Here is a 26,060-nt window from a genome sequence, read left to right as displayed (position 1 = left end):
AGTCAACCACCGAGGTACGCCTCGATGACACGCGGATCCTTCGCGAGTTCGGCCGCCGGGCCCTCGAGCGTCGCGCTGCCGGTCTCGACGACGTACGCGCGGTGCGCGATCTTCAGCGCGGCACGGGCGTTCTGCTCGACGAGCAGCACGGTCGTTCCCGCCGCGTTGACCGCCGCGATGATCTCCATGACCTGCTTCACGACGAGCGGGGCGAGCCCCATCGACGGCTCGTCGAGCAGCAGCAGCTTCGGCCCGCCGATCAGCGCCCGGCCGATCGCGACCATCTGCTGCTCGCCGCCCGAGAGCGTGCCGCCCTGCTGCGCACGCCTCTCGGCGAGTCGCGGCATCATGCCGTACACCTCGTCGAGCCGCGACGCGATCGCCTTCTGGTCGCGCACCGTGTAGCCGCCGAGCAGCAGGTTCTCGTGCACGGTCATGGTCGAGAAGATCCGTCGCCCCTCGGGCACGTGGATCAGCCCCGCGGAGACGATGTCCCAGGGCCTCGCCATCGTGAGGTCCATGCCCTGCCAGCTCACCGAGCCCGAACGCGGGCGCACGAGCCCCGAGAGCATGTTCATGGTCGTCGACTTGCCGGCGCCGTTGTTGCCGAGCAGGCACACGATCTCGCCCTCGCCGACCGTGAAGCTCAGTTCGCGGAGCGCGTGCACCCGGCCGTAGACGACGTCGGCGTCGCGCACCTCGAGTGTCGTGGTCATCATGCGTCCTCGCTCTCGTCGACGCCGAGGTAGGCCTCGATCACGGCGGGGTTCCGCTTCACATCCTCCGGGGCGCCGTCGGCGATCTCCTTGCCGTAGTTCAGCACCACGATTCGCTCCGCGAGTTCCATGACGAGCCCCATGTCGTGTTCGATGAGCACGACGGCGACGCCGAGCCCCCTGATCCTGCGGATGAGCCGCATGAGCGCCTGCTTCTCGTTGAAGTTCAGGCCCGCGGCGGGTTCGTCGAGCAGCAGGAGCTTCGGACTCGTGGCGAGCGCACGTGCGATCTCGACCCGGCGCTGCTCGCCGTACGGCAGCTGCGTGACGTAGAGCTGCTCGTCGTCCTCGAATCCGACGAAGTCGAGCCAGCCCCGCGCCTCGCGGACGCACGCCGCCTCGGCCCGGCGGTAGCCGGGCGTGTGCAGCAGGGTCGCCCAGAAGCCCTCGCGGAGGTTCGCGTGCATCGCGGTCGTGACGTTCTCGAGCACCGAGAGCTCTCGGAACAACCGGAGGTTCTGGAAGGTGCGCGCCATCCCCCACTTCGTGACCCGCGACGGGAGCACCCGGTAGAAGCCGAAGCTCTGCAGGAGGTTCACGAGCCCGAGCCGGCGCCAGATGGCCGGAACCGACCGCACGATCGCCTTGCCGTCGAAGACCACCGAACCCGCTGTCGGGAGGTAGAAGCCCGAGATGCAGTTGAACGCGCTCGTTTTGCCGGCGCCGTTCGGGCCGATGACGGCGAGGATCTCGCCCTCGCGCACCTCGAAGCTGAGGCCGTCGACAGCGGTCACCCCGCCAAACTGCAGTCTGAGGTCGCTGACCTCGAGCAGGGCGCTCATGCGCGATCTCCTTCGTGCGCATCGGTCGTCGGCGTGCCGTCGACCGACTCCATGACGCTCGCCGGCACGGCCGTCGCCTCGGTGAACGCCGGCGGCGTCGGACGGGTGCGCCGCAGCCACGGCAGCACGGCGGTGGCGGGCCAGAGCCCCGACGGACGGAACAGCATGACGACGACGAGCAGCACGCCGAAGATGAGGTAGCGCCACTCGGCGAAGTCGCGCAGCAGCTCGGGTGCGAGCGACACGAACAGCGCGCCGATGATGACGCCGGGCGTCGAGCCCATGCCGCCGAGCACCACGGCCATCAGGATGAGGGCCGAGTAGAGGAACTGGAAGCTGTTCGGGCTGATCGCCGAGAGGTGGGTCGCCATCAGCTGACCCGCCATGCCGGCCCAGACGGCACCGATGATGTACGCCGAGATCTTGGCCATGTAGGTGTTGATGCCCATCGCCTCGGCGGCGTCCTCGTCGTCGCGCACGGCCTTCCAGGCCCGCCCGAGCCGGCCCTTCGCGAGCCGCCCGGCACCGATCACGCCGACGACGATCACCACGGCTGCGACGAAGTAGTAGAACACCACGCGCTCGGGGAAGTCGATGCCGAGCAGGTTGAACCCGTCGTCGAAGCCCCACGGCCCGAAGCTCCAGGACGGGATGCCGTGGATGCCCGACGGGCCGCCGGTTATCTTCAGGTTGTTGGCGGTGATGCGGATGATCTCGCCGAACCCGAGGGTCACGATCGCCAGGTAGTCGCTCCGGAGGCGCAGCGTCGGCGCGCCGATGATGATGCCCGCCGTGATGCAGGCCACGATCGTCGCGATGAGCGCGGCCCACATGGGCCAGCCGAGCACCGTCGTGAAGATGCCAGAGACGTACGCGCCGACGGCGAAGAAGGCGATGTAGCCGAGGTCGAGGAGGCCGGCATAGCCGACCACGACGTTCAGGCCCATGCAGAGCATCACGTAGATGAGCGCACTCGTGGCGATCGACATCGTGTAGCGCGAGGCATCCATGAACGGAAGCACCGCCACCAGGACGACGGCCAGCAGGCCGAGCGCGCGCATGAAGCCCTGCTGGGAGGTGAAGACGCCCTTCGGCGGCCGAGGCCGCTCGAACTGGGGCGCGGGGGCACGCAACGACACGTGCTTCAGGGCGTGATCCAGATCGCGCACCATGTCACATCCTCTCCACGACGCGGGCGCCGAGCAGGCCCGTGGGTTTCAGCGTCAGGAACAGGATGAGGAACCCGAAGGCGAACACATCCCGCCATTCGCCGCCGAACCAGGCCGAGCCGAACGACTCGAGCATGCCGAGCAGCACGCCGCCGAGCATGGCGCCGTACAGGTTGCCGATGCCGCCGATGACTGCGGCGGTGAAGGCCTTCAACCCGATGATGAAGCCCATGAGGAAGTCGATCGATCCGTAGTAGGCGCCGGCCATGACACCGGCGGCGCCGGCGAGCGCGGATCCGATGAAGAACACCATCGCGATCACCCGGTCGACGTTGACGCCCATCAGCTGCGCGCCGGTCGGGTCGAGGGCGATCGCACGCATCGCGCGCCCCTGCCGTGTGCGCTCCACGATGTGGGCGAGCACGAGCATGAGCACGGCCGCGATGACGACGAGCACGATCTGCGAGGCGGTGACGCGCATGCCGAGCACGTCGAACCCGCTCGACTCGAGCCGGATGGGGAACGCCTCGGGGTTCGGCCCGAAGATCTGGCGCACACCGTACTCGAGCGTGAACGAGACGCCGATCGCCGTGATGAGCACCGCGAGCCGCGGGCTCCGGCGGAGCGGCCGGTAGGCGATGCGTTCGATGCCGACGCCGATGAGGCCGGTGGTGACCATCGACAGCAGGAGCACCACGAGCAGGAGCGGGATCGAGGTCTCGTTCGAGATGCCGAACGCCGAGAGCGTGAAGAACCCGACGAAGGCGCCGAGCATGTAGATGTCGCCGTGCGCGAAGTTCAGCAGCTTGATGATCCCGTAGACCATGCTGTAGCCGAGCGCGACGAGGGCGTAGAACGATCCGACGATGAGACCGTTCCAGATGAGCTGCATCATTGCAGAGGAATCCTTCCGACGAGTCGGGGCGGGGCCTGAGCCCCGCCCCGCTGCGTCAACCCTGCAGGTCGTCCTCGAGGACGAACGCGCCGGTCGCGGGGTCGATGGCGACGATCACGAATCCGCCGCCCGACAGGGTGTGGGTGTCGGTGAACGTGAGGGGCCCTGCGAAGGTGTCGAAGTCCTTCAGGCCCTCGAGACCGGCCACCACGTTGTCGAACTCGGTGTCGCCGGCGTCTTCGATGGCCTGCGCCATCACGCGCACGGCGTCGTACGCCTGGGTCGAGTAGGGTCCGGGCGGGTCGCCGGCGAGCTCCTCGTAGTCGGCGATCCACTGGTCGGCGCCGTCGATCATGTCGGGCGTCTGCGTGAAGGTGCCCACGACGTTCTCGGTGTAGCCCTCGCCCGCGATCTCGGCGAACTTGGCGTCGACCGAGCCGTCGGCGACGAGGAACACGCCGTCGTATCCGGCATCCTGCGACTGACGGGCGATGAGTCCGCCCTCCTGGTAGTAGCCGGTCCAGTAGACAAGCGCCGGCTTCTCGGTCGCGAGCGTCGTCGCGACGGCGGAGTAGTCGTTCTCACCGGGGGTGATGGTCTCGCTCACGACGACGTCGAGCCCGGCGGCGGTGGCCTGCTCGGTGAATGCGCCGGCGAGGTCGGCCGAGTAGCTCGTGGCGTCGTCGACGACCGCGACGTTCGTCGCGCCGATCTGCTTCGCGTACGTCACGGCCGCTTGGGCCTGCTGGTCACCGGTGCCGTTGATGAGGAAGACGCCGGGCAGGCTCTGGTCGACGAGTTCGTTCGAGTTCGCCGCCGGGATCACCATCGGGATGCCGGCCTCGTCGAAGATCGGCAGCGTCGGGAGCGTGGCGCCCGAGCAGTAGCCGCCGACCGAGGCGACGATGCCGTCGGTGACGAGCTTGTTGGCGCCCGAGACCGCGGTCGTCGCGTCGCACGCATCGTCTTCGACGAGCAGCTCGAGGTCGCGACCGAGCACGCCGCCGTCGGCGTTGATCTCGTTCACCGCGAGCTGCGCGCCGTTCTGCATGTACTCGCCGAACGCGGACTCGCTGCCCGAGAACGGCGCGAGCATGCCGATCTTGATGGGTCCGTCGGCGGCAGACTCCGACCCTCCGCCGGCGAGACCGCTCGAGCATCCCGCGGTCAGCGCGAGCACGCCGGCTGCGGCGGCGACGTGGAGGAGGCGCTTGCGGCGCCGAGTTCCGAACTGCATGTGACTCTCCTTCGAGTACGACAGTGCCTCATCGCCGGGCGGCGATATGTGACATATTACTGCCAGCGGCGCGCAGCGCAAGCCGGCAACGGCGAGCGGTGCATCAGCACTGCATCACGGCCGCGAAGGGTCGCCGATCACCACGACGGATGACCCAGCAGACGACGGACGAGCGGCGGCGTCAGTCCTCGTGCTCGCCGCTCCAGATGCCGCCCACATGCCCGATGTGGCGACGCATCAACGCGGTCGCCGCATCGCCCTCGCCGTCGAGCAGGAGCTGCACGAGCTCGGCGTGCTCGAGCGCCGATTCGGTCAAGGCGCCCTGCTCCGCGAGCTCGACGAGCCCGGTCAACCGCGTCTGCTGACGCAGCTCACCCACCAGCGAGACGAGGAACTGGTTGCCGGTCAACCCGAGCAGCGTCAGGTGGAAGGTCGTGTCGGCCTCGAGGTAGTCCTGGAACCGGCCCTCGTCGCCGGCGCGCACGATCTCTGCGGCGAGCTGGCGAAGCCTCTCGGCATCCTGCTCCGACATTGTGCCGGCGAGCTGGCGCATCGGCGGCACCTCGAGCAGCAGTCGCACCTCGCGCAACTGCCGGAGCTCGTCGAGCGAGACCTCGGTCACGCGGAAGCCGCGATTGCGCATCGGCGACAGGAACCCGCGGCGGGCGAGGTTCAGCATCGCCTCGCGCACGGGCGTGGCACTGACCCCGAACTCGGCGGCCATCGTGGGCACGGTGAGCACGGCACCCGGCTCGTATTCGCCCGACACGATGCGCGACGACATCGCGCGCTCCACCTGCTCGCGCAGGCTCACGACCTCCGCCAGCAGCGACGAGTCATTCATGGCCGGCTCCCTGGTACGTCATGCACCACAGCGTAGTCGGGGGCGACGCCGCAGATGGCGCTCCGTGACCCGTGTTCCGCAGCAGACCAGGCCCTCGTGAAATGATGTGGATGCACCGGGAGGCGCGGAACGGGGGTGCATGCATGGCGATCGAGTTCGCACGATCGGCACGGTCCACCGTGGGGCTCGAATGGGAGATCGCCATCGTCGATCGCACCACCGGCGAGCTCGCGTCCGTCGCCGGCCAGGTGCTCGACGCCCTCGATGCGGGCAGCGCGGGCGAGCATCATCCGTTCATCACCTCCGAACTCCTGACGAACACCGTCGAGCTCGTGAGCGACGTGCACGAGACCGTCGCCGGTGCCGTCGCCGACCTCGAGCACCAGCTCGGCGAGGTGCGCGCCGTCATCGACGAACTCGGCCCGTACGACCTGATCTGCGCGGGCTCCCACCCGTTCAGCCAGTGGTACGACCAGCACCTCACCGACAAGCCGAGGTACCACAAGCTCATCGAGCGCACGCGCTGGTGGGGTCGCAACATGATGATCTGGGGCGTGCACGTGCACGTCGGCATCGAGGACCGCGACAAGGCGCTGCCGATCCTCGACGGGCTGCTCGCCTACCTGCCGCACCTGCAGGCGCTCTCGGCCTCGAGCCCGTTCTGGGCGGGCGTCGACACCGGCTACGCGTCGAACCGCGCGCTCATGTTCCAGCAGTTGCCGACCGCCGGACTCCCCTACCCGCTCGCCGACTGGCCCGCCTACGAGCGCTACGTCGACGACCTCGTGCGCACCGGCGTCATCGACGACCACAGCGAGGTGCGCTGGGACATCCGCCCGTCGCCGAAGTGGGGCACGATCGAGGTGCGCGTCTGCGACGGCCTCTCGACGGCCGCCGAGATCGCCGCGATCGGCGCGCTCGTGCAGTGCCTCGTGGAGTGGATGAGCACCCGGCTCGACGAGGGCGGCACCCTCACCGTGCTGCAGCCCTGGTACGTGCGCGAGAACAAATGGCGGGCGGCGCGCTACGGCCTCGAGGCCGAGGTGATCGCGGATGTCGCGGGCACCGAGCGCCCGGTCGCCGACGACCTGCGAGAGCTGCTGACCATCCTGGCGCCGATCGCAGACCGCCTCGGCTGCGGTGTCGAGCTGCAGCAGGTGCGCGCCATGCTCGACTCGGGCGCGAGCTACGCCCGGCAGCTGCGGGTCGCCGAGGCCGCCGGCGGCGACCTCAGGGCCGTGGTCGCCCATCTCGCCCGCGAGCTGCGCGACGGCATCGAGAACGAGCCGCCCGCGGCATCCGTCGCCCTCTGAAGCGGCTAGCCCGGCAGGCGGCGCGTGCGGATCAGCTCGGCGTACCAGAGCGCGCTGTCTTTCGGCAGGCGCTCGAAGGTGTCGTAGTCGACGCGCACGATGCCGAAGCGCTTGGAGTAGCCGTAGCCCCACTCGAAGTTGTCCATGAGCGACCAGACCTGGTAGCCGCGCAGGTCGACGCCGCGCGCCATCGCCCGGTGCGCCGCGGTGAAATGACGGCGCAGGTAGTCGGTGCGCTCGACGTCGTGCACAGCGGGCCCGTCGGGCTCGTCGACCACGACGTCGGGGAAGGCGGCGCCGTTCTCGGTGACCATGAGCGGCAGTTCGGGGTAGCGCTCGCTGAGCGAGACGAGCAGGTCTTCGAGGCCCGAGGGGTCGATGTTCCAGCCCATGTCGGTGTACGGGCCGGGCTGCACGAGGAACTCGACGTGCTCCGATCCCGGCCACGGCGTGCCGCCCATGTCCTTATGGCCGTCGGCGTTCACGCGCGGCGAGACGCCGTCCCACATGTCGACCGTCACGGTCGAGTAGTAGTTCACGCCGAGCAGGTCGATGGGCTCGGCGATGAGCTCGGTGTCGCCCGGCAGCACGAACGACCAGTCGGTGACCGCGGCCGTGTCGGCGATGACGTCGGCCGGGTACCCCTCGCCGAGGAGGGGTTCGAGGAACACGCGGTTCGCGAGGCCGTCGATGCGGCGGGCGGCTTCGGCGCCGCCGTCGCCCGAGGGGCGGATCACGTGGAGGTTCAGCGTGATCGAGTAGCCGGGGTCGTTCGTCACGACCCCGCGCAGGGCGGCGATCGCGAGGCCGTGCGCGAGGTTCAGGTGGTGCACCGCGGCGAGCGCCTTCGCGCCGTCCATGAGCCCGGGTGCGTGCGCGCCCGAGCCGTAGCCGAGGTACGCGCTGCACCACGGCTCGTTGAGCGTCGTCCACACGGCCACCCGGTCGCCGAGTCGCTCGCCGACGATTCGGGCGTAGTCGGCGAAGGCGTACGCGGTCTCGCGGTTCGCCCAGCCGCCCTCGTCTTCGAGGGCCTGCGGCAGGTCCCAGTGGTAGAGCGTCGCGATCGGTCGGATGCCGCGGGCGATGAGCCCGTCGACGAGGCGCTCGTAGAACGCGAGGCCGGCCTCGTTGGCCTCGCCGCGCCCGGTGGGCTGGATTCGCGGCCAGGCGATCGAGAACCGGTACGCCTCGAGGCCGAGTCGAACCATGAGGTCGAGGTCTTCATCGAGGCGGTGGTAGTGGTCGCAGGCGGTGTCGCCGGTGTCGCCGTTCCAGACCTTTCCGGGGGTGTGGCTGAAGGTGTCCCAGATCGACGGACCCCGTCCGTCTTCGTGCACTGCACCCTCGATCTGGTACGAGGCCGTGGCCGAACCGAAGAGGAAGTCCTCGCCGAACTCGAGGCCGGTGTCTCGGTAGTCGGGGGTGCCGATCGCCATCGTCGAGTGCTCCAATCTCAGCGGCGAGTGCGCCGCGGATCTCACTGTACCGCGCTCCACTTACAGGTCTGTAAGTAGCGAGTCGTCCGTGGCACGACGTCCGCGTCGAGGCTGCTCCGACATCGCCTAGGGTCGAGGAATGGAGACTCCGCCGATCCTCGAGACCGCAGCCTTCCGAGCCGAGCTCCAGCCCGATCGGGGCACCAACGGCGGCTACTCGCTCGTCATCGACGACGTCACCCAGTCGCACGTGAACCCGAACGATCCGCGCGATCTGCAGCTGCCGTACGTGCGTCGCATCGCCGCGGTGCTCGCCACCGTTCCGGGCGAGGAGCCTGCCGTGCTGCACCTCGGCGCGGGCGCCCTCACACTCCCCCGCTACGTGCACGCCCTGCACCCCTCGAGCCGTCAGCGCGTCGTCGAGCTGTACCCCGAGTTGCTCGAGTTCGTCACGCAGCACGTGCCGCTGCCCGCCGACGCGCCGATCGAGCTCGCGATCGGCGACGCCCGCACCGAGGTGCAGCGGCTCGCCGGCGACGGCGACGACCAGTGGGACCTCGTGCTCGTCGACGTCTTCTCGGGCGGCGCCGTGCCGCGCCACGTCACGACGATCGAGTTCTTCACCGAGCTCGTCACGCTCCTGGCGCCCGGCGGCGTGCTCATCGTCAACTGCCTGAACGGCGCCGAGCCGCAGGTGACCGGCGACACCCTCGCCGCCGTGCTCGAACTGCTGCCCGACGTGCTCGTGATCGGATCGGAGGCCGTGCTCAGACGAGTGGCGCCCGGCAACACGATCATCGTGGCGTCGCGGCATCCGCTCGACCCTGAATCGGTCGCGCAGTGGCTCTCGACCGACCCGCTCTCGGTGGCCACCGGAGCGACCGTCGTCGACGGCCCGGCCCTCGAAGAGCTCGCAGGCACCGTGCGTCATGACGCCCGATAGGAACCCGACGAGTGGCATGAGACCACCCTCCGCGCATGACGGCACCGCGAACGAGTTGCCGCGACCGCAACCGTTCCTCACAGAAGAGGTCGTCGCTTTCGTGATGGAACTTCTGATCGCCGGAGAGATCCAACGCCCGGTAGCCTGCCGCTTCGTAGCTCCATGGGTGGAAGGAGATCTCCCCGCTTCGACGCGGGCCCGCACCGGCGCGCAGACGATCCACGGCCTCGATATCGTGCGCGACGATGCGGGGAGGGAAGTGCATCCAGGAGTTACCGCCGACGATCTCCCGTTCGTCGTCGATGCGAATGAGATGAGACGGAAATGCTGGCAGTGGCTGGATGCGCGTCCAGCGGACCAGGGACCCGGGCGGGCACGATGAGTACGGATCGCTATCCGTCTGATTCGAGAGGCTTCCGCCGGATCTTGGATGAGGTTCAGCAAGCAGTAGACCCGGACACCCGGTTGCCGGCCTTGCCATTTCGGGCGCCGACCGGCGTGCTGGATATCTGCCAGTACAGCAACGCGATCGAGGGCTCATTCGGACCCGTGCTCCAAAGCCTTGTGGACTCTCACGGGGACTCAAGCGTGAGTTTGGTCGTCCTGGACCCTAGCCCGCAGTATTACCGTCGTGGCTACGGCTCGTTTCCTGCGTTTCGTGTACCTGGATCTGGACTCTCCGATGCGTACTGGGATCTCGTCGCACATGAGCCGGAAGATGACCCAACCGGCGCCGTGATCTACACCGCGGATGTTGTCGCCATCGTCGGAAGCTCGGGACAGTGGTCGGTTTGGGGAGAACGGTCCTGGGACCTCGCGATCGTACTGTCACAGATCGACGGTGGGCCCTGGCTCACTTGCGGGGTTCCGTTCGTGCCCGTCGAGGCAGCATTGGCCGACTTCACGATGCCGGATTTCAAGCGCCCTCTGCCCGACACTGAAAGGTCCGAGTTCCTCCGCAACATTCGGGAGCGCGGATGGGGCAGCGGGGTGTGAGACGATTTCGCTCGCCACGTGCTTCACGGCCGCTATCGACCGGGACCAAGATGGGCGCAGACATGCGCGATGATCGGATCACGAATGGAGGCCTCGATGTCATCCCCCGATAGCCGCGAACCAGACACAGACGTGATGACGACAAGGGAAGCCTTCCTCGCGATGTCTGACTTCATCTGGCAGTTCGCGCAGCGTGCCGGTGACGACCTGCTGACGCTGATCGGTGATACCGGAATCGAGGCAGATGGTGGCCAACGGATCCTGCCGCCTGGGATGACTGGCTCGCGTCCGTCGCCAAGGTCCGAGCCGGTATTCCACCCCGCAGCGAGTGATCGCATGGCGATCCGCTTGGAGGTACGCACGATGAGAACAGCATGCTGTCAGACGATCCACAGTGAGCTGACGCGAGGGAACTCGGCTACTCGGCGAACTAGCGCCACAGCTCACATTACGACGGAGGTGCGTTACTGACATGGCTCGAGCGTGGTCGGTGCCCGGCTCTCAGCGAGCGTGGACGACAGCAATTCTCTGCACTCTCGGTCTGGTGCTCGTCGCCTACATCGGAACATGGTGGGGCGTTGTTGCGCTGCATAATGTTCCGATCGCGCGCACGGAGGTCATCGGAACATGGGAAGACGAATCAACCCAGGGCACTCTCACATTTCACGACGACGGCACCGTGGACATGAGGAACTTCGTCATCCCTCAGGGGCAGACGGGAACCGACGATCTCCGCATCGAGTCCGAGGCTGCGAACTGGCAAGTCAGTGGGACGGCAAACAAACTGATCGTGGTACGTGAAGATGGCTCCGGATTCAGCCTCCATTCCGCGAGGACACCCTTCGCACTCGGACTTGCAGTCCGCGCGGATGTGGACCCCTCGCCTGACGATCTGATGTTCGTGCGGGAATAACGCCGCCAATGGCTGCGCTATCGCCGCACTTCGGAGAGTGTCCCCGATGGAGCTTGAGGCGCAGGGGTCCGGCTCCTTGCCGTGGCATTTCCTGGGCTCTGGTGGTTGCTCTTCCAACGCGTACATCGTGGAGAGGTCTCATGCAACAGCCATGCGAGCGCTGATTAGTCCACCTAGCGAAGGCGCCTCGGTGTTCGCATTTCTGCGCGTTGGCGATGATTGACACTCGAGATGACTCGGGCGCGTCATTCCGCTTGGTCAGGCTCGGGCCCATGCGTGAGGGCATCGTTTCGTGGAGCATCGAGGCGAGGTCCGTGGCCAGCTATTCGGCGTGCTCACTCGGCTCGGGGATCGCCTCCCGTCCCATCAGGCCACGTTCATCCTTGAGTTGATCGACGTGAGTGAATGGGGAACCGCCCTAGAGCAGATCGCCGACGTCCTTTCGGAGGATGAAGTAGTGCTCCGCGACGATGAACGCAATGATCTCCTCGCGCTGAACCGCATGCTCGGAATGGGCGAACGTGTTCCAGCCGCGCTGTCCTTGTGTCCCCAGATTGCCTAACGGGTGCTTTGTAGCCGTCTCGGGCAACGCGTGAGGGCGCGAATAACGCCGCCGCGAGCAGTCTTTCTCCGCCAAGAGACCTTCGCTCGGTCAGCGGGTTGGGCGCCTTGACCGATCCTCGCGGAGCACGGCTGCGAGCTTGATCCGGTAGACCGCGAGCACCGCGAAGAACGCGTTCAGGTCGACCTTCTCTGAGGTCGGATCCTCGAGCTCCTTGAGCCGGATCGGACGGATCTTCGCGAGCTCGGCGACCTGCTTGTGCGTCGCATTGCCGCGGCTCTTGACGAGGAAGTCCGCCAGCGCCGCCCGGTCGCCGAGGACGCGATGCGTCTCGGTCGCGAGGTCGATGCGACTGTGGCCGATGTGGAGGTGGCCGCAGTGCTGGCAGGTGTACCAGCTCGTCGACGGGTCTTCGCGGAGCTTGCCCGGAATCTCGATCTCGCTCCGATACCGGCGCTTGAACTCCCACCGGCCGCCCCGCTCGGTCTTGCACTCGCGGGGTGCGTTCGCAGCGTCGAGCACCAGCTCTGCCAAGCCTGCGCACCGAGGCGTGCAGTACAGCCCCTGATAGACCGGAACCCCGGGTCCGCCGAGTTTCTGCGCGCACTTCCTGCAGCGCTGCCGCTCGGGGAAGAGCTTCTCCTGGACCATCGAGCCGACGCTAGCGGCGCAGCATCTTCTGCAGGGCCGCGAGCTCTTCTTCGCTCGGCGCGGCCTTCGCCCCGCCGCCGCCCAGGCCGAAGCCCGAGCCGGCCGGTGCAGTCGCTGCACCAGGCGTCGCACCCGACGCGATCGCCGCGTTCTCGGCGGCGCGCTTCGCGGGGTTGCCCGACCGCGACGAGCTCGACTTCTTGCCCTTGCCGCCCTGGCGCTTGCCGCCGCCGTGGCTGCCGCCGCCGGGCAGCGGACCCATGCCGGGGATCTGCGGCACGCCGCCGCGAGCGACGGTCTTCATCATCTTCGCGGCCTGCTCGAAGCGCGCGACGAGCTGGTTCACGTCGGTGACGGTCATGCCCGAACCCTTGGCGATGCGCAGGCGTCGCGAGCCGTTCAGGAGCTTCGTGTTCTCGCGCTCGGCGGGGGTCATCGACTGGATGATCGCCTCGGTGCGCACGATCTCGCGCTCGTCGAAGTTCTCGAGCTGCTGCTTCATGCCGCCCGCGCCCGGCAGCATGCCGAGCATCTTCTTGATCGAGCCGGCGCCGCGCAGCTGCTGCATCTGGCCGAGGAAGTCGTTCAGCGTGAACGAGTCGGTCGCGAACTTCTCGGCGACCTTCATCGCCTCTTCTTCGTCGAACGCCGACTGCGCCTGCTCGATCAGGGTGAGGATGTCACCGAGGTCGAGGATGCGGCTCGCCATGCGATCGGGGTGGAACGGCTCGAAGTCGTCGAGGCCCTCACCGGTCGACGCGAAGATGATGGGGCGACCGGTGACGGATGCCACGCTGAGCGCGGCACCACCGCGCGCGTCGCCGTCGAGCTTGGTGAGCACGACGCCCGTGAAGTCGACGCCCTCCTGGAAGGCCTTCGCGGTGTTGACGGCGTCTTGGCCGATCATCGCGTCGATGACGAAGAGCACCTCGTCGGGGTTCGTCGCCTTGCGGATGTTCGAGGCCTGCTTCATGAGCTCGGCGTCGACGCCGAGGCGACCGGCGGTGTCGATGATGACGACGTCGTGCAGCGCGCGCTCGGCGTGCTTCACCGCGTCCTTCGCGACCTTCACGGGGTCGCCCGTGCCGTTGCCGGGCTCGGGGGCGAAGACCGGCACGCCGGCCTGGCCGCCGACGACCTGCAGCTGGTTCACGGCGTTCGGGCGCTGGAGGTCGGCCGCGACGAGCAGTGGCGTGTGCCCCTCCTTCGCGAGCCACTTCGCGAGCTTGCCCGCGAGGGTGGTCTTGCCGGCACCCTGGAGGCCCGCGAGCATGATGACCGTGGGCGGGTTCTTCGCGAACTGCAGGCGACGCTGCTCGCCGCCGAGGATGCGGACGAGCTCCTCGTTGACGATCTGCACGACCTGCTGCGCCGGGTTCAGCGCCTTGTTGACCTCGTCGCCGAGCGCGCGCTCGCGCACGTGCGCCGTGAACTCCTTGACGACGTCGAGCGAGACGTCGGCGTCGAGCAGTGCGCGACGGATCTCGCGAACGGTGCCGTCGACGTCGGACGCGGAGAGCTTGCCCTTGGTGCGGAGATTCTTGAAGGTCTCGGCGAGGCGGTCAGACAGGTTTCCGAAGGTAGCCATGGTTCGCCAAGTCTAATTGAGGTCGGATGCCGCCTCTGCCGCAAGCTCGCCGCGAACCGCCGGCCCGCGACAGATGCCGACGCCCGCCTCGTGCGCTCAGGCGTCGAAGCGGAGGTCGACCATGTCGCGCTGGATGTCGATCGACGCCACGAGCCGCGAGTCGATGTCTTCGGGCGCGAGCCCGAACTCGAACTCGGCGAAGTGCTCGCCGTCGCCGTCGGCGTCGGGCCGGAGGTCGACGCGCACGAGGCTCAGCGAGCGGAGTGCATCGATGTCGCGGTCGCCGGAGTCGCGGGTGATCGCGGCGGCCGCGGCATCCGCTTCGTCGCCGCCCAGCACGGAGCGGAGGAACAGCGAGACAGGGCTGCTGCCCGAGTCGAGCTGGCCGACGAAGACGCCGCGCAACTCGTCGTCGATGAGTTCGAGTTCGCCGACCATCGTCGCCGCGGCGTCGAGCGACGCGGTCGAGACCTCGTCGGAGTCGGCGTCGAGCACCACCTCGACGTCTTGATCGCCGTACTCCTTGCGCTCGGCCCAGTAGTCGCCGATGAGGCCGAAGTAGTCGTGTTCGATCGCCATGTCGTTCTCCTTCTCAGCCGACGAGCTTCTGGGCGAAGACGTGCGGCGTGAATCCCGTGAGGTCGCCGATGCCCTCGCCCTGGCCGATGAGCTTGATGGGCAGGCCGGTCTTCTCCTGCACCGCGAGCACGAAGCCGCCCTTGGCGCTGCCGTCGAGCTTCGTGAGCACGAGGCCGGTGACCCCGCCGTGCTCGATGAAGGCCTCGGCCTGAGCGAGGCCGTTCTGGCCCGTGGTCGCGTCGAGCACCAGCAGCACCTCGCTGATCGGCGCCTGCTTCTCGACGACGCGCTTGATCTTGCCGAGCTCGTCCATGAGCCCGCCCTTGGTGTGCAGGCGCCCGGCCGTGTCGATGATCACGATCTCGGTGCCGTCGCGCTTGGCCTGCTCGACGGTCTGGAAGGCGACGGACGCCGGGTCCTGACCTTCGCGCTCAGGGCGCACGATGCCGACGCCGGCGCGTTCGGCCCATGTCGCGAGCTGGTCGACCGCCGCGGCACGGAAGGTGTCGGCGGCGCCGACCACGACGGTGCGGTCGAAGGTGCGGAGGAACTTCGCGAACTTGCCGATCGTCGTGGTCTTGCCGACGCCGTTGACGCCGACGACGAGCACGACGGCGGGCCGCTCGGTGAGCTTCAGCGTGGGGTCGTACTTCGCGAGCCGTTCCTCGACGATCTCGCGGAGCATCCGCTGCACGTCTTTGGGGTCGGTGGTCTTGTACCGGTCGACCTGCGCACGGATCTGCCGGACGATCTCCTCGGTGACCGAGGGGCCGAAGTCGGCCCGGATCAGTGCGGACTCGAGGTCGTCCCACGTGTCCTCGTCGATCGTCTTCGCGCCGAAGACCCCGCGGAGGGCCGCGCCGAGCGACCAGGATGCACGTTCTGCCATGTCTCCAGCCTAGAGCGCATGCCGGCTACACCGATCCAGCGGAGCACCGCAAGGGGTTGCCGGTCGTGCGCGGGCACGGGAGTCTCGGAGCGACGGAAGGAATGCGGATGACGATCGTGGGATTCCACGCCTCGCACGAACAACTCCCGCCGAGCCGCCTGCTCGAGGCGGTGCGGCACGCCGAACAGGCCGGCTTCGATGCCGCGATGTGCAGCGACCACTTCGAGCCCTGGAGCGTGCGCCAAGGTCACTCCGGCTACGCGTGGAGCTGGCTCGCCGCAGCGCTCGAGGCCACTCGCTTCTCGCTCGGCGTCGTCACGGCCCCTGGTCAGCGCTACCACCCGGCGATCGCCGCGCAGAAGATCGCGACCCTCGCCGAGATGTACCCGGGGCGTTTCTGGGCGGCGATCGGCAGCGGCGAAGCCATCAACGAGCACGTCACCGGCGACCCGTGGCCCGAGAAGGGCGAGCGCGACGCGCGGCTCGTCGAGACCGTCGACGTCATGCGTCGCCTGCTCGCGGGTGAACAGGTCTCCGCCAACGGCCGCATCCGGGTCGACCGCGCGCGCATCTGGAGCCTCCCCGAGGCACCGGCTCCCCTGTTCGCGGCGGCGGTGAGCACCGAGACGGCGCGCGAGGCGGCCGCGTGGGCCGACGGTGTCATCACGATCGACCAGTCGCGCGACGAACTTCGCGCCTTCATCGACGCCTATCGCGATGCGGGCGGGCGCGGGCCGGTCTCGGTGCAGGTCCACCTGAGCTGGGCGCCGACCGACGACGAGGCGCGGTCGATCGCGCACGATCAGTGGCGCCAGAGCCTCGTACCGGCGCACCTCGCCTGGGAACTCGAGACTCCGGAGGCGTTCGACGAGCGCACCGCGGAGGTGTCTGCCGAGCAGGTGGCCGAGACCCTGCCGGTCTTCGCCGACACGGCACGGCACCTCGAGCACCTGATGGCCATCGCCGAACTCGGGGTCGACCGCATCTACCTCCACCACGTCGGCACCGAGCAGGCCGCATTCATCGACGCGTTCGGCGAGCACGTACTGCCGGCGCTCAAGGAGGTCGACCGATGAGGATCACCGACCGGAGCGATCTGTGGTGGAAGACCGCGGTCGTGTACTGCCTCGACGTCGAGACCTACATGGACTGGAACGACGACGGCTTCGGCGACTTCGAGGGCCTCGCGCACCGGCTCGACCACCTCGCCGAGCTCGGGGTCACGTGCATCTGGCTCATGCCCTTCCAGCCGACTCCCGACCGGGACGACGGGTACGACATCACCGACTTCACCGGCGTCGACCCCCGGCTCGGCTCGCTCGGCGATGTCGGAGAGTTCACTCGCACGGCACGCGATCGGGGCATGCGCGTCATCATCGACTTCGTCATGAACCACACCTCCGACCGGCATCCGTGGTTCACGGCGGCACGACGCAGCCGCAACTCGCCCTACCGCGACTACTACGTGTGGCGTGATGAACCTCCGGAGCAGCAGGCCGCGACCGTGTTCCCGGGCGAGGAGGACAGCGTCTGGGAGCTCGACGAGCGCAGCGGCCAGTACTACCTGCACAGCTTCTACCGGCATCAGCCCGACCTGAACATCGCCAACAGCGCGGTCCGCGACGAGATCGCGAAGACCCTCGGCTACTGGCTCGAGCTCGGGATCTCGGGGTTCCGGGTCGATGCGGTGCCGTTCCTGATCGAGCCGCCTGCCGGCGTCGACATCGGCGACCCACACGAGTTCCTCCGCGACATCCGCCGGTTCCTGCAGCGCCGTTCGAGCGAGGCCGTGCTGCTCGGCGAGGTCAACCTGCCGTACGACCAGCAGCTCGAGTTCTTCGGCCGGCCCGGCGACCCGCCCGAACTCACGATGCAGTTCGACTTCCTCGGCATGCAGGCCCTCTACCTGTCGCTCGCCCGCGAGGACGCTCGGCCCCTCGCGGAGTCCCTCGCCAAGCGGCCCGTGCTCGAGCCCGAGGCGCAGTGGGCGAATTTCGTGCGGAACCACGACGAGCTCACCCTCGACAAGCTGAGCGATGCGGAGCGCCAGGAGGTGTTCGATGCGTTCGCGCCCGAGGAGTGGATGCGCGTCTACGACCGCGGAATCGCCCGACGGCTGCCGCCCATGCTCGACGGCGACCCCCGCCGCATCCGCATGATCTACAGCCTGCTCTTCTCGCTGCCGGGAACGCCGGTGCTGTTCTACGGCGAGGAGATCGGCATGGGCGAGAACCGCGAAGAAGGCGGACGGATGACCGTGCGCACGCCGATGCAGTGGACCTCCGGCAAGAACGGCGGCTTCTCCCGTGCCGTGCCGCGCCGGCTCCCTGCGGCGCCGCCCACGGACGGCTACTCGCCCGAGCACGTGAACGTCGAATCGCAGATGCACGACCCCGACTCACTGCTCGGCGTCATCCGGAGCTTCGCGGCGCGCTACCGCAGCTCCCCCGAGATCGGCTGGGGTCGCCCTGAGGTGCTGCCCAGCGGACAGGACGCGGTGCTCGCGCATCGCATCACCGCGGATGTCGGGCGATTCGTGGCGGTGCACAACTTCGCGCCGACCCCGACGGTCGTGGCACTCGAGCTGGGCCCGGTGCCGCCCGATTCGGTGCTCTCGGACCTGTTCGCCGTCGACGCGTTCGAGCTCGACGAGCGCGGCCGCATCGACGTGCACCTCGACGCCTACGGGTACCGCTGGTTCCGCATCGTCGAACCCGACGACCGCCGTCTCACGTGAGCTTGCGACACCGTCGCAGAGCGGATGCCGCGGCATCGTCAGCTCGCCTTCGCCTCGCGCTCCTCGCGCACCCGCTGTCCGACGACGGCCGACACTCCGTCCTGCCGCATCGAGACGCCGTAGAGCGCGTCGGCGATCTCCATCGTGCGCTTCTGGTGCGTGATCACGATGAGCTGCGAGTCGTCGCGCAGGGACTCCATGGTCGTCAGCAGACGACCGAGGTTCGCGTCGTCGAGCGCCGCCTCGACCTCGTCCATGATGTAGAACGGGCTTGGGCGGGCCTTGAAGATCGCGATGAGCAGGGCGACCGCGGCGAGCGAGCGCTCACCGCCCGAGAGCAGCGAGAGCCGCTCGATCTTCTTGCCCGCGGGCTTCACGCTCACCTCGATGCCCGTCGTGAGCATGTTCTCGGGGTCGGTGAGCGTGATGCTGCCGACGCCGCCGGGGAAGAGCACGGGGAAGACCTCGGCGAACGCCGCCTGCGTGTCGTCGAACGCGCTGCGGAAGATCGACTCCATCTTGCCGTCGATCTCCTCGATGATCGTCAGCAGGTCCTTGCGGGTGTTCGCGAGGTCGGTGAGCTGCTCGGTGAGGAAGAGGTGGCGCTGCTCGAGCGCCGCGAACTCCTCGAGCGCGAGCGGGTTGACCCGACCGAGCTGGGTGAACTTGCGCTCGGCCTGCGCGAGCCGCCGCTGCTGCTCCTCGCGCCGGAAGGGGCGGGGTTCGCCGTCTTCGTCTTCGACGGGGATGAGCTGCTCGGGCCCGTACTCGTCGACGAGCACGTCTTCGGTCAGGCCGAGCTCCGACTCCGCACGCTCGACGAGGCCTCCGACGTGCAGCTTCTTCTCGTAGATGCGCAGTTCGAGGCCGTGCACGTCTTCGGTGACCGACTGCAGTCGCTCCCGCACGGCGGCCTCCTCGCGGCGCACCGCCTGCAACTCCTCGTTGCGGCTCGCCCGTTCGGCCTCCGCACGCCCCAGCGCGACTCTCGCTTCAGCGACGGAGGCATCGACGGAGGCGAGCGCCTCGGGCAGCACGTCGGCGACCCGGGTGGCCGCCTCGAGCTGGGCGCGACGGATCACGGCGCGCCGCGCGGCATCCGCTGCAGCTTGCCGCTCCGCCTCGAACTGGGCCTCCATCGCGCGGATGCGGGCCTCTTCGGCGCGCACGCGCTCCTTCGCGGTCTCGAGTCGCAGCTTCGCCTCGACCTCGGCCTCGCGGGCCGCCTCGAGCGCGGCGAGCGCTCCGTCGCGGGCGGCCGTCTCGAGCACCGGTCGCGGCTCGGCGCGGGCGGCCTCGAGGGCGGCCTTGGCTGCGGTCGCGAGTTGCTCGGCCTCGGCGACGCGCTCCTCGGCGAGCGCGGCCGCCTGCCGCAGACGCTCGGAGTCGGCGTCGGCCGCCTCGGCCTGCACGCGTGCGCGGTTCAGTCGCTCGGTGCGCTGGGCGAGTTGCGCGTCGAACTCGCGCAGCGCCGCGAGCGCGCGCTTCGACTGCTCCTTCGACTGCTCGACGATCTGGCGCTGCTCGGTGAGCTCGAAGCGGGCGCGCTCGATCTCGGCGCGCACCTCCTCGAGGCGGGCGGCAGCGCGATCGCGTTCGGCGATGAGCTCGATACGGCTCTGCTTGCGGCCCGAGCCGCCGCGCAGCACGTAGCGGCCGACGACGGTGCCGTCCTTCGTGATGACCGTGGCGGGCGTCGAGCGCTTCGCGAGCGCAGCCTCCGCGTCGCGCGCGACTGCGAGGTCGTCGGCGATGAGCACCTCGGCGAGGAGGCCCAGCACGCCGGCGGGCGCCGTGACGACCTCGGATGCCGCGGTGAGCCCCGCGACCGGAGCGGCCGCCGCCGGAGCAGTACCCGCGTGGGCCAGCGCCAGTGCAACGCGGCCGAGTTCGCCGCGTTCGGCGTGCTCGAGGGCGCGGAAGGCGGCGGCGCGGTCGTCGACGAGCACCGCGTCGCTCAGCGAGCCGAGGGCCGCGGCGATCGCCGGTTCGTAGCCCGGTTCGACCTGCAGCGCCTCGGCGAGAAGGCCGCGCACGCCGCTGACGCCGGCCTTGGCGAGCGCCGCCGAACCGTCCTTCTGGTCGAGGGCGAGCGAGAGCGCCTGGGTGCGAGCGCCGAGCGCGCCGTGCTCGCGTTCGCGGCCGTGCAGCTCCTCGCGGATGCGTTCGATCTCGGCCTCGGCCTCGAACACCGCGCCCTGGGCGAGCTCGTACGCCTCGTCGAGGTCGGTCTCGGCGGTGTCGCCGTTGTCGGCCTCGGCCTCCGCAGCGGCGAGCGCGGTGGCCGCCGAGGCGCGACGCTCGGCCGACGCCTCGAGCGCGTTCTCATGACGCAGCACCTCGCCGCGCACGGCGGCGAGCTTCGAGGCCGCAGTGTCGGCCTGGCCGGTGAGCTTGGAGAGTTCGAGGTCGTAAGCCGAGACGAGCGCACTCTGACGGGCGATGCCCTCGTCGACGGTGTCGAGTTCGGCGCGGCGGCGCATGGTCGCCTCGTGCGCGTCGTCGAGCGCGGATGCCGCGGTGCCGACGCCGTCACGGATGCCGGTGAGCTCGGTCACCGCCCCGTCGATCATCGCGCGGGTCACGCTGGGCGAGACATCCGTCTGCTCCGCCGCACTGCCGAGCAGGGCGATGCGCTGGCGGGCGAGGGAATCGAGTGAGCGCAGGCTCCCCTGCGCCTGCTCGAGCGCGAAGGTCGTCGATCGCGCCCGGTCGACGGCGTCGCCGACCTGCGCCTGTTCGAGCCGGGTGACCTTGGCCTGATGCTGCTCGAGCTGGTCTTGCAGCACGAGGCGTTCGGCGTGGCGTTCGTGTTCGCTCTTGCCGTGCTCGTCGAGGGCGCGGCGGAGGCCGACGACCTCGTCGGCGAGCAGTCGCGCCTTAGCGTCACGCATGACCGCGGCGATCGTCGCCGCCTCGCGAGCGACCTCGGCCTGGCGCCCGAGCGGCTTCAGCTGCCGCCGGATCTCGCCAGCGAGGTCGGAGAGGCGGGTGAGGTTCGCCTGCATGGCGTCGAGCTTGCGGAGCGTCTTCTCCTTACGCCGACGGTGCTTCAGGATGCCCGCCGCCTCCTCGATGAAGCCGCGGCGGTCTTCGGGCGTCGCCCGCAGCACCTGGTCGAGCTGACCCTGGCCGACGATGACGTGCATCTCGCGGCCGAGACCCGAGTCGCTCAGCAGTTCCTGCACGTCGAGCAGGCGGCAGTTGTCGCCGTTGATCGCGTACTCGCTCGTGCCGTTGCGGAACAGGGTGCGCGAGATCGTGACCTCGGTGTACTCGATCGGCAGCGCGCCGTCGCTGTTGTCGATCGTGAGGCTCACCTCGGCGCGCCCGAGCGGACCGCGGGTCGAGGTGCCCGCGAAGATGACGTCCTCCATCTTGCCGCCGCGGAGGGTCTTCGCACCCTGCTCGCCCATCACCCAGGCGAGGGCGTCGACGACGTTGGACTTGCCGGAGCCGTTGGGTCCGACGATGCAGGTGACGCCCGGTTCGAACGCGAACGTCGTCGGCTGTGCGAAGGACTTGAAGCCCTTGAGCGTCAGGCTCTTCAGGTACACGTCCCACCCTCTCCTGGTCGCGAGAACGCTGGGGTCTACGGTATCCGAGGTTCGGGCCCGCGCCGCGCACGCGCGCCGTCCGCCGTGCGATCCGATCTTGTCGCCGCCGCGCGCTGCCGATATCCTGATCGGCTGCCCACCGGGCGGCGAGGAGGCTCGGAATGACACTCGACATTCGACCGGTTGCGATTCCGGAACGCCTCGGCACGCCCGAGGCCGAGGAGTTCGAGGCGTACGTCGAGGCAACGGCGGTGGCCGACGAGTCGGTCTGGGGCCACCGTCGCTTCTCGTACGACGCACCCGAACTGCTGCCCGAGTTCCTCGATGACCGGTACACCGGCCGACGCGCCTTCGCCGCATGGGACGGAGGGCGCTGCGTCGGCCGCGCCGACGTGACCTGGGAGCGGAGCGACGGCGCCCGCGCCGCGGAGATCACGGTCGGGGTCGCCACCGACCAGCGACGACGCGGCATCGGCAGCGAGCTGCTGCGCCATGCCGAAGCCCACGCACGGTCGATCGGACGCGAGGTGCTCGTGGGCCGCTCGGATGTGCCCGTCGCCGGCCTCGACCTCCCGGGCACCCGTCTCGAGGCACCCGACGGCACCGGATCGATTCCGGCGGCCGATCCCGGGGCCTCGTTCGCGACCCGCCACGGCTATCGCCTCGGCCAGCTCGAACGCATGAGCGGGCTCACCGTGACAGGCAGGTCGGCGAAGTTCCGGTCGATGCTCGTCGATCACCTCGCCGCACGCGACGAGATCGCCGCGAGCTACCGACTCGTCGGCTGGATCGACCGGGCCCCGGAGGAACTGCTCGCCTCCCTCGCCGTGGCCCACGCCTCGATGGCGACGGACGCGCCAGCCGGCGGCATCTCCTACGACGAGGAGGCGTGGGACGCCGATCGGGTGCGGGCCGAGGAGACCCTGGCCCTCGCGGGCGGCCGCACGACGCTCGCGCAGGCCGCCATCGCTCCCGACGGTGCGGTCGCCGGGTTCACGGAACTCTCGCTGCCCGCCGACTCGATGGCCGTGTTCCAGTGGGACACCATCGTGCTCGGCCCCCACCGCGGCCACCGCCTCGGCATGCTGCTGAAACTCGCCAACCTCGTGCGACTCGGCGAGACCGCGCCCGAGCGCACCGACGTCTACACCTGGAACGCCGACGAGAACGACCACATGCTCGCGATCAACATCGCGCTCGGCTTCACGGTTCGCGGGATGAGCGCGGAGTGGCAGCGGCCCTGACCGGAGGTACGGCATGCCGCGCGACGATCGTCCGCACGGCTTCGTCCACCACGTTGCGCGTCTCGTCTTCGCTGAGCGACCAACCGCCATGGATGAGGCGGGGCCAGAAGACGACGGTGGAGATCATGCCGAGGAACTGCGCTGCCGCGGCATCCGGATCGTCGATGCGCGCCGATCCGGCGGCGTCCTCGGCTCGGAGGTAGCGCCCCAGTGCCGCGAACACGGGCAGCGTGCCGAAGTCGAAGGTGCGTTCCCGCAACTCGGGGAACCGTTGCGACTCGCCGATCAGGGTGCGAATCAACTGCTCCATGCGGGGGCGGTTCAGCAGCTCCACGTATGCGGAGCCCAGGGCGGTCAGACCCGCGCCGAGATCGCCGGTCGGCGGGTCGACGACGGCTCCGGCCGGCGCACCGCCGGCCTCGAGGACCATCGCCTCGAAGAGCTCGGCTTTCGTCGGGAACTGCTTGAACAGCGTCGCCTTGGAGACCCCCGCGTGCTCGGCCACGCGCGTGAGCGAGGTGCGGTCGTACCCGTGCTCGAGGAACAGAGCGGTGGCCGCGTCGACGATCGCCGCGCGGTTCGTGGCGGCGATCCGGCGGTGATACGCGGAGAGTTCGCGGGGCATGCAGCCAGTATGCCAGAGAGGCGAGTCGCTTGACTCATGGCTCGGCGGTTGTTACCTTGCCAGTGGTGAGCCAAGCGACTCACCTCAAGCAAAGGAGCTGAAATGGGCAAGCTCATCTATTCGATGATCACCTCGCTCGACGGGTACGCCAAGGCGGCCGAGGGGGACCTCGGCAACGGTGCCGAAGACGAAGAAGTGCACACGTTCATCGGCGACGCCTTTCGCAACGTCGGCACCTTCCTCTACGGCAGGCGCATGTACGAGACGATGGTCTTCTGGGAGACCGTCGACGCCCAGACCGACGTGCCGCCGTACATCGTGCAGTACGCCGACGGATGGAAGGCGGCGGAGAAGATCGTTTACTCCACGACGCTGGAGACGGTATCGAGCGCGAAGACCAGAATCGAGCGCACCTTCGACCCCGATGCGATCCGCAGACTGAAGGCGGAGTCCGACCACGACCTCAGCGTCGACGGGCCGAATCTCGCTGCCCAGGCGATCGCGGCCGGACTCGTGGACGAATACCACCTCTTCATCACCTCGAGCGTGGTCGGTGGCGGTACCCGATTCTTCCCCGACGGCGTGCGTCTGGATCTCGATCTGTTCGCGCAGCGAGCCTTCGACAACGGACTGATCTATGCGGGCTACCGCGCCCGTTGATCTTCGGGTTGCGCGGCGACCCTCACCGCATCACCGCAACCGCTGGCACCTGGGGCAGAAGTGCGAACCGCGGTTCATGAACTGCTCGCGCACCATCGCGGTGCCGCAGCGAGGGCAGGGCTTTCCGGCGCGCCCGTAGGCGTTCAGCGAGTGCTCGAAGTACCCGGATGCCCCGTTGACGTTCACGTACTGGGCGTCGAAGCTCGTACCGCCCTCGGCGAGTGCCTTGCCGAGCACCTCGCGCACGGCGCCGAGGAGCTCGCGGGCACGCCGGCTCGAGAGCGACGACGCGGGCTGCTCACCGTGCAGCCGCACAGCCCACAGGGACTCGTCGGCGTAGATGTTGCCGATGCCGCTGACGACGCCCTGGTCGAGCAGCACGCGCTTGATCGCCGTGCCGCGTTTCGCCAGTGCTGCGACGAACGCGCGCTCGGAGAACGCCGGGTCGAGGGGATCCCGCGCGATATGGGCGACCTGCGCCGGCACCTGCCGCGCCCACTCCCCCGTGACGCCGTCGGAGAAACCGCCGATCTCGCCGTCGGCCGTCGGCACGAGGCGGTCGATCGCGAGGGAGCCGAAGATGCGCTGATCGACGAAGTCGACGCGAAGCTCACCGTGCTCCGGATGCTCGAGGTGCACTCGCACGCGGGCATGCGCGTCGTCGCCCGGATGATCGGGCGTGCGCAGCAGCATCTGCCCGCTCATGCCGAGGTGGCCGACGACAGCTCGCCCGTCGCGCCGCTCATCACCCGAGAGGGGCAGCCAGAGGAACTTGCCGCGGCGCACGGCCGCGTCGATGCGGGCGCCCGTCAGCAGGGTCTCGAAATCGCCGGATGCCGCGTCGTGCCGTTTCAGCGAGCGCGGCTCGAGCACCTCGACCGCCGAGACCATGGCGCCGGTGACGGCGGGCGCGAGCCCGGCGCGCACCATCTCGACCTCGGGCAGTTCGGGCACGTCAGGCTGGGTTCAGCAGGGTCCAGGCCTCGAGCGCGGCGGCCATCTCGGCCTGCTTCTTGCTCGAGCCCTCGCCCGAAGCCTCGACGAGGTCGCCGACGGTCACCGTGGCGACGAAGTGCTTGTTGTGGTCGGGTCCGCTCTCGGCGACCGTGTAGGCCGGTGCCGTGGATCCACGGCGAGCTGCGATCTCCTGCAGGCTCGTCTTCGGGTCCATCGCCGCGCCGAAGCGCGCGGGGTCCTTCATGAGCGGCGCGACGAGGCGCATCACGAGCTCCGTGGCGGTGTCGCCACCGGCGTCGAGGTACACCGCGCCGATGATCGCCTCGACCGTGTCGGCGAGGATCGACGGCTTGTCGGCGCCGCCGGTCATGGTCTCGCCACGACCGAGCCGGATGAACCGACCGACGCCGATGGTGCGACCGACCTCTGCCAGCGCGACACTCGAGACGAGACTCGCCCGCCGCTTCGCGAGTTCGCCTTCGTCGAGATCGGGGTGATCACGGAACAGCTTGACCGTCACGGCCTGCCCGAGGATCGAATCGCCCAGGAACTCCAGGCGCTCGTTGGTCGGGATGCCGCCGTTCTCGTACGCGAATGACCGGTGCGTGAGCGCGAGCTGGAGCAGGGCGGGATCGATCGAGATCTGCAGGCGTTGCTGCAGCTCTTCGAGCGCGTGATCCACTGCCCCGTTGAGCTCCGTTCGC

24 protein-coding genes are annotated in these 26,060 nt (G+C 68.9%); 9 read left to right on the top strand and 15 right to left on the bottom strand.

What is annotated here, in order from left to right:
* Nucleotides 1-2: 2 nt before the first annotated feature.
* The 6 genes from JOE59_RS04640 to JOE59_RS04615 all read right to left on the bottom strand — a co-directional run bounded on the left by JOE59_RS04640 (nt 3) and on the right by JOE59_RS04615 (nt 5,703).
* Nucleotides 3-716, bottom strand: coding sequence for an ABC transporter ATP-binding protein (locus JOE59_RS04640; protein WP_204459147.1), 714 nt, complete (start codon nt 714-716; stop codon nt 3-5).
* Nucleotides 716-1,558 (bottom strand): ABC transporter ATP-binding protein, encoded by an 843-nt coding sequence (locus tag JOE59_RS04635; protein ID WP_204459146.1) that lies wholly within the window; start codon nt 1,556-1,558, stop codon nt 716-718. The genes JOE59_RS04640 and JOE59_RS04635 overlap by 1 nt, the downstream gene beginning before the upstream one ends.
* Entirely contained in the window at nt 1,555-2,730 is a 1,176-nt protein-coding gene (locus JOE59_RS04630; protein WP_204459145.1) for a branched-chain amino acid ABC transporter permease, read from the bottom strand. The genes JOE59_RS04635 and JOE59_RS04630 overlap by 4 nt, the downstream gene beginning before the upstream one ends.
* Nucleotide 2,731: 1 nt before the next feature.
* Entirely contained in the window at nt 2,732-3,622 is an 891-nt protein-coding gene (locus JOE59_RS04625) for a branched-chain amino acid ABC transporter permease (protein ID WP_056009660.1), read from the bottom strand.
* Nucleotides 3,623-3,677: 55 nt separating this feature from the next.
* Nucleotides 3,678-4,859: a branched-chain amino acid ABC transporter substrate-binding protein gene (locus tag JOE59_RS04620; protein WP_204459144.1), complete on the bottom strand. Its 1,182-nt coding sequence runs from the start codon at nt 4,857-4,859 to the stop codon at nt 3,678-3,680.
* Nucleotides 4,860-5,040: 181 nt separating this feature from the next.
* Nucleotides 5,041-5,703 (bottom strand): GntR family transcriptional regulator, encoded by a 663-nt coding sequence (locus JOE59_RS04615; RefSeq protein WP_204459143.1) that lies wholly within the window; start codon nt 5,701-5,703, stop codon nt 5,041-5,043.
* 143 nt (nt 5,704-5,846) lie between these two features.
* Between JOE59_RS04615 and JOE59_RS04610 the strand changes: the two genes are divergently transcribed.
* Complete coding sequence (locus JOE59_RS04610) at nt 5,847-7,016, top strand: glutamate--cysteine ligase (RefSeq protein ID WP_204459142.1); 1,170 nt, start codon at nt 5,847-5,849, stop codon at nt 7,014-7,016.
* Nucleotides 7,017-7,021: 5 nt separating this feature from the next.
* On the opposite strand, the gene JOE59_RS04605 is transcribed toward JOE59_RS04610, so the two are convergent.
* The gene (locus JOE59_RS04605) at nt 7,022-8,455 is read right to left on the bottom strand and encodes a GH1 family beta-glucosidase (RefSeq protein WP_204459141.1); all 1,434 of its coding nucleotides are present in this window, start codon (nt 8,453-8,455) and stop codon (nt 7,022-7,024) included.
* A gap of 139 nt (nt 8,456-8,594) precedes the next feature.
* Between JOE59_RS04605 and JOE59_RS04600 the strand changes: the two genes are divergently transcribed.
* The 4 genes from JOE59_RS04600 (at nt 8,595) to JOE59_RS19190 (ending at nt 11,869) form a co-directional block, all read left to right on the top strand.
* Entirely contained in the window at nt 8,595-9,398 is an 804-nt protein-coding gene (locus tag JOE59_RS04600) for a spermidine synthase (RefSeq protein WP_204459140.1), read from the top strand.
* A 378-nt stretch (nt 9,399-9,776) separates the two neighbouring features.
* Nucleotides 9,777-10,394 carry a hypothetical protein gene (locus tag JOE59_RS04595; RefSeq protein WP_204459139.1) on the top strand — a complete coding sequence of 206 codons (618 nt, stop codon included), beginning with the start codon at nt 9,777-9,779 and terminating at the stop codon, nt 10,392-10,394.
* 544 nt (nt 10,395-10,938) lie between these two features.
* Nucleotides 10,939-11,307 (top strand): hypothetical protein, encoded by a 369-nt coding sequence (locus JOE59_RS04590; RefSeq protein WP_204459138.1) that lies wholly within the window; start codon nt 10,939-10,941, stop codon nt 11,305-11,307.
* 292 nt (nt 11,308-11,599) lie between these two features.
* A complete protein-coding gene (locus JOE59_RS19190) occupies nt 11,600-11,869 on the top strand; it encodes a MafI family immunity protein (protein ID WP_204459137.1) in 270 nt (89 codons plus the stop codon).
* A gap of 90 nt (nt 11,870-11,959) precedes the next feature.
* On the opposite strand, the gene JOE59_RS04580 is transcribed toward JOE59_RS19190, so the two are convergent.
* The 4 genes from JOE59_RS04580 to ftsY form a co-directional block, all read right to left on the bottom strand.
* On the bottom strand, nt 11,960-12,403 hold the full coding sequence (locus tag JOE59_RS04580; RefSeq protein ID WP_204459136.1) for a hypothetical protein: 444 nt from the start codon (nt 12,401-12,403) through the stop codon (nt 11,960-11,962).
* Nucleotides 12,404-12,530: 127 nt separating this feature from the next.
* Entirely contained in the window at nt 12,531-14,108 is a 1,578-nt protein-coding gene (gene ffh, locus JOE59_RS04575; protein WP_204459135.1) for a signal recognition particle protein, read from the bottom strand.
* 96 nt (nt 14,109-14,204) lie between these two features.
* Nucleotides 14,205-14,687 (bottom strand): hypothetical protein, encoded by a 483-nt coding sequence (locus JOE59_RS04570; RefSeq protein ID WP_179550481.1) that lies wholly within the window; start codon nt 14,685-14,687, stop codon nt 14,205-14,207.
* A gap of 13 nt (nt 14,688-14,700) precedes the next feature.
* Entirely contained in the window at nt 14,701-15,576 is an 876-nt protein-coding gene (ftsY, locus tag JOE59_RS04565) for a signal recognition particle-docking protein FtsY (RefSeq protein WP_204459134.1), read from the bottom strand.
* 107 nt (nt 15,577-15,683) lie between these two features.
* On the opposite strand from ftsY, the gene JOE59_RS04560 reads away from it, so the two are divergent.
* The gene (locus tag JOE59_RS04560) at nt 15,684-16,652 is read left to right on the top strand and encodes a TIGR03885 family FMN-dependent LLM class oxidoreductase (RefSeq protein WP_204459133.1); all 969 of its coding nucleotides are present in this window, start codon (nt 15,684-15,686) and stop codon (nt 16,650-16,652) included.
* The gene (locus JOE59_RS04555; RefSeq protein ID WP_204459132.1) at nt 16,649-18,313 is read left to right on the top strand and encodes an alpha-amylase family protein; all 1,665 of its coding nucleotides are present in this window, start codon (nt 16,649-16,651) and stop codon (nt 18,311-18,313) included. The genes JOE59_RS04560 and JOE59_RS04555 overlap by 4 nt, the downstream gene beginning before the upstream one ends.
* Nucleotides 18,314-18,351: 38 nt before the next feature.
* On the opposite strand, the gene smc is transcribed toward JOE59_RS04555, so the two are convergent.
* Entirely contained in the window at nt 18,352-21,870 is a 3,519-nt protein-coding gene (gene smc, locus JOE59_RS04550; RefSeq protein WP_204459131.1) for a chromosome segregation protein SMC, read from the bottom strand.
* A gap of 161 nt (nt 21,871-22,031) precedes the next feature.
* Between smc and JOE59_RS04545 the strand changes: the two genes are divergently transcribed.
* A complete protein-coding gene (locus JOE59_RS04545; RefSeq protein WP_204459130.1) occupies nt 22,032-23,114 on the top strand; it encodes a GNAT family N-acetyltransferase in 1,083 nt (360 codons plus the stop codon).
* Here the strand turns inward: JOE59_RS04545 and JOE59_RS04540 are convergent.
* Entirely contained in the window at nt 23,074-23,739 is a 666-nt protein-coding gene (locus JOE59_RS04540) for a TetR/AcrR family transcriptional regulator (RefSeq protein ID WP_204459129.1), read from the bottom strand. The two genes, JOE59_RS04545 and JOE59_RS04540, sit on opposite strands and share 41 nt — an antisense overlap.
* 102 nt (nt 23,740-23,841) lie before the next feature.
* Between JOE59_RS04540 and JOE59_RS04535 the strand changes: the two genes are divergently transcribed.
* Nucleotides 23,842-24,399: a dihydrofolate reductase family protein gene (locus tag JOE59_RS04535; RefSeq protein ID WP_204459128.1), complete on the top strand. Its 558-nt coding sequence runs from the start codon at nt 23,842-23,844 to the stop codon at nt 24,397-24,399.
* Between the two features lie 30 nt (nt 24,400-24,429).
* On the opposite strand, the gene mutM is transcribed toward JOE59_RS04535, so the two are convergent.
* Together mutM and rnc are read right to left on the bottom strand one after the other, a co-directional pair.
* Entirely contained in the window at nt 24,430-25,353 is a 924-nt protein-coding gene (gene mutM, locus JOE59_RS04530) for a bifunctional DNA-formamidopyrimidine glycosylase/DNA-(apurinic or apyrimidinic site) lyase (RefSeq protein WP_204459127.1), read from the bottom strand.
* Between the two features lies 1 nt (nt 25,354).
* The gene (gene rnc / locus JOE59_RS04525) at nt 25,355-26,038 is read right to left on the bottom strand and encodes a ribonuclease III (RefSeq protein ID WP_204463252.1); all 684 of its coding nucleotides are present in this window, start codon (nt 26,036-26,038) and stop codon (nt 25,355-25,357) included.
* Nucleotides 26,039-26,060: the final 22 nt, after the last annotated feature.

The sequence above is a fragment of the Agromyces cerinus genome, assembly GCF_016907835.1.
GTDB classification, from domain to species: domain Bacteria; phylum Actinomycetota; class Actinomycetes; order Actinomycetales; family Microbacteriaceae; genus Agromyces; species Agromyces nitratus.
Note: the sequence above shows the minus strand (reverse complement) of the source record. Positions and strands in the feature narration are given on the sequence as shown.

What these genes read in the sequence shown, in the direction of transcription:
- JOE59_RS04620 (WP_204459144.1), bottom strand. Translation starts at nt 4,859, where the DNA reads ATGCAGTTCGGAACTCGGCGCCGCAAGCGCCTCCTCCACGTCGCCGCC.
- JOE59_RS04640 (WP_204459147.1), bottom strand. Translation starts at nt 716, where the DNA reads ATGACCACGACACTCGAGGTGCGCGACGCCGACGTCGTCTACGGCCGG.
- JOE59_RS04600 (WP_204459140.1), top strand. Translation starts at nt 8,595, where the DNA reads ATGGAGACTCCGCCGATCCTCGAGACCGCAGCCTTCCGAGCCGAGCTC.
- JOE59_RS04545 (WP_204459130.1), top strand. Translation starts at nt 22,032, where the DNA reads ATGACACTCGACATTCGACCGGTTGCGATTCCGGAACGCCTCGGCACG.
- JOE59_RS04625 (WP_056009660.1), bottom strand. Translation starts at nt 3,622, where the DNA reads ATGATGCAGCTCATCTGGAACGGTCTCATCGTCGGATCGTTCTACGCC.
- JOE59_RS04560 (WP_204459133.1), top strand. Translation starts at nt 15,684, where the DNA reads ATGACGATCGTGGGATTCCACGCCTCGCACGAACAACTCCCGCCGAGC.
- JOE59_RS04595 (WP_204459139.1), top strand. Translation starts at nt 9,777, where the DNA reads ATGAGTACGGATCGCTATCCGTCTGATTCGAGAGGCTTCCGCCGGATC.
- JOE59_RS04615 (WP_204459143.1), bottom strand. Translation starts at nt 5,703, where the DNA reads ATGAATGACTCGTCGCTGCTGGCGGAGGTCGTGAGCCTGCGCGAGCAG.
- JOE59_RS04535 (WP_204459128.1), top strand. Translation starts at nt 23,842, where the DNA reads ATGGGCAAGCTCATCTATTCGATGATCACCTCGCTCGACGGGTACGCC.
- JOE59_RS04630 (WP_204459145.1), bottom strand. Translation starts at nt 2,730, where the DNA reads ATGGTGCGCGATCTGGATCACGCCCTGAAGCACGTGTCGTTGCGTGCC.
- JOE59_RS04605 (WP_204459141.1), bottom strand. Translation starts at nt 8,455, where the DNA reads ATGGCGATCGGCACCCCCGACTACCGAGACACCGGCCTCGAGTTCGGC.
- JOE59_RS04635 (WP_204459146.1), bottom strand. Translation starts at nt 1,558, where the DNA reads ATGAGCGCCCTGCTCGAGGTCAGCGACCTCAGACTGCAGTTTGGCGGG.
- ffh (WP_204459135.1), bottom strand. Translation starts at nt 14,108, where the DNA reads ATGGCTACCTTCGGAAACCTGTCTGACCGCCTCGCCGAGACCTTCAAG.
- JOE59_RS04555 (WP_204459132.1), top strand. Translation starts at nt 16,649, where the DNA reads ATGAGGATCACCGACCGGAGCGATCTGTGGTGGAAGACCGCGGTCGTG.
- JOE59_RS04540 (WP_204459129.1), bottom strand. Translation starts at nt 23,739, where the DNA reads ATGCCCCGCGAACTCTCCGCGTATCACCGCCGGATCGCCGCCACGAAC.
- JOE59_RS04570 (WP_179550481.1), bottom strand. Translation starts at nt 14,687, where the DNA reads ATGGCGATCGAACACGACTACTTCGGCCTCATCGGCGACTACTGGGCC.
- ftsY (WP_204459134.1), bottom strand. Translation starts at nt 15,576, where the DNA reads ATGGCAGAACGTGCATCCTGGTCGCTCGGCGCGGCCCTCCGCGGGGTC.
- JOE59_RS04610 (WP_204459142.1), top strand. Translation starts at nt 5,847, where the DNA reads ATGGCGATCGAGTTCGCACGATCGGCACGGTCCACCGTGGGGCTCGAA.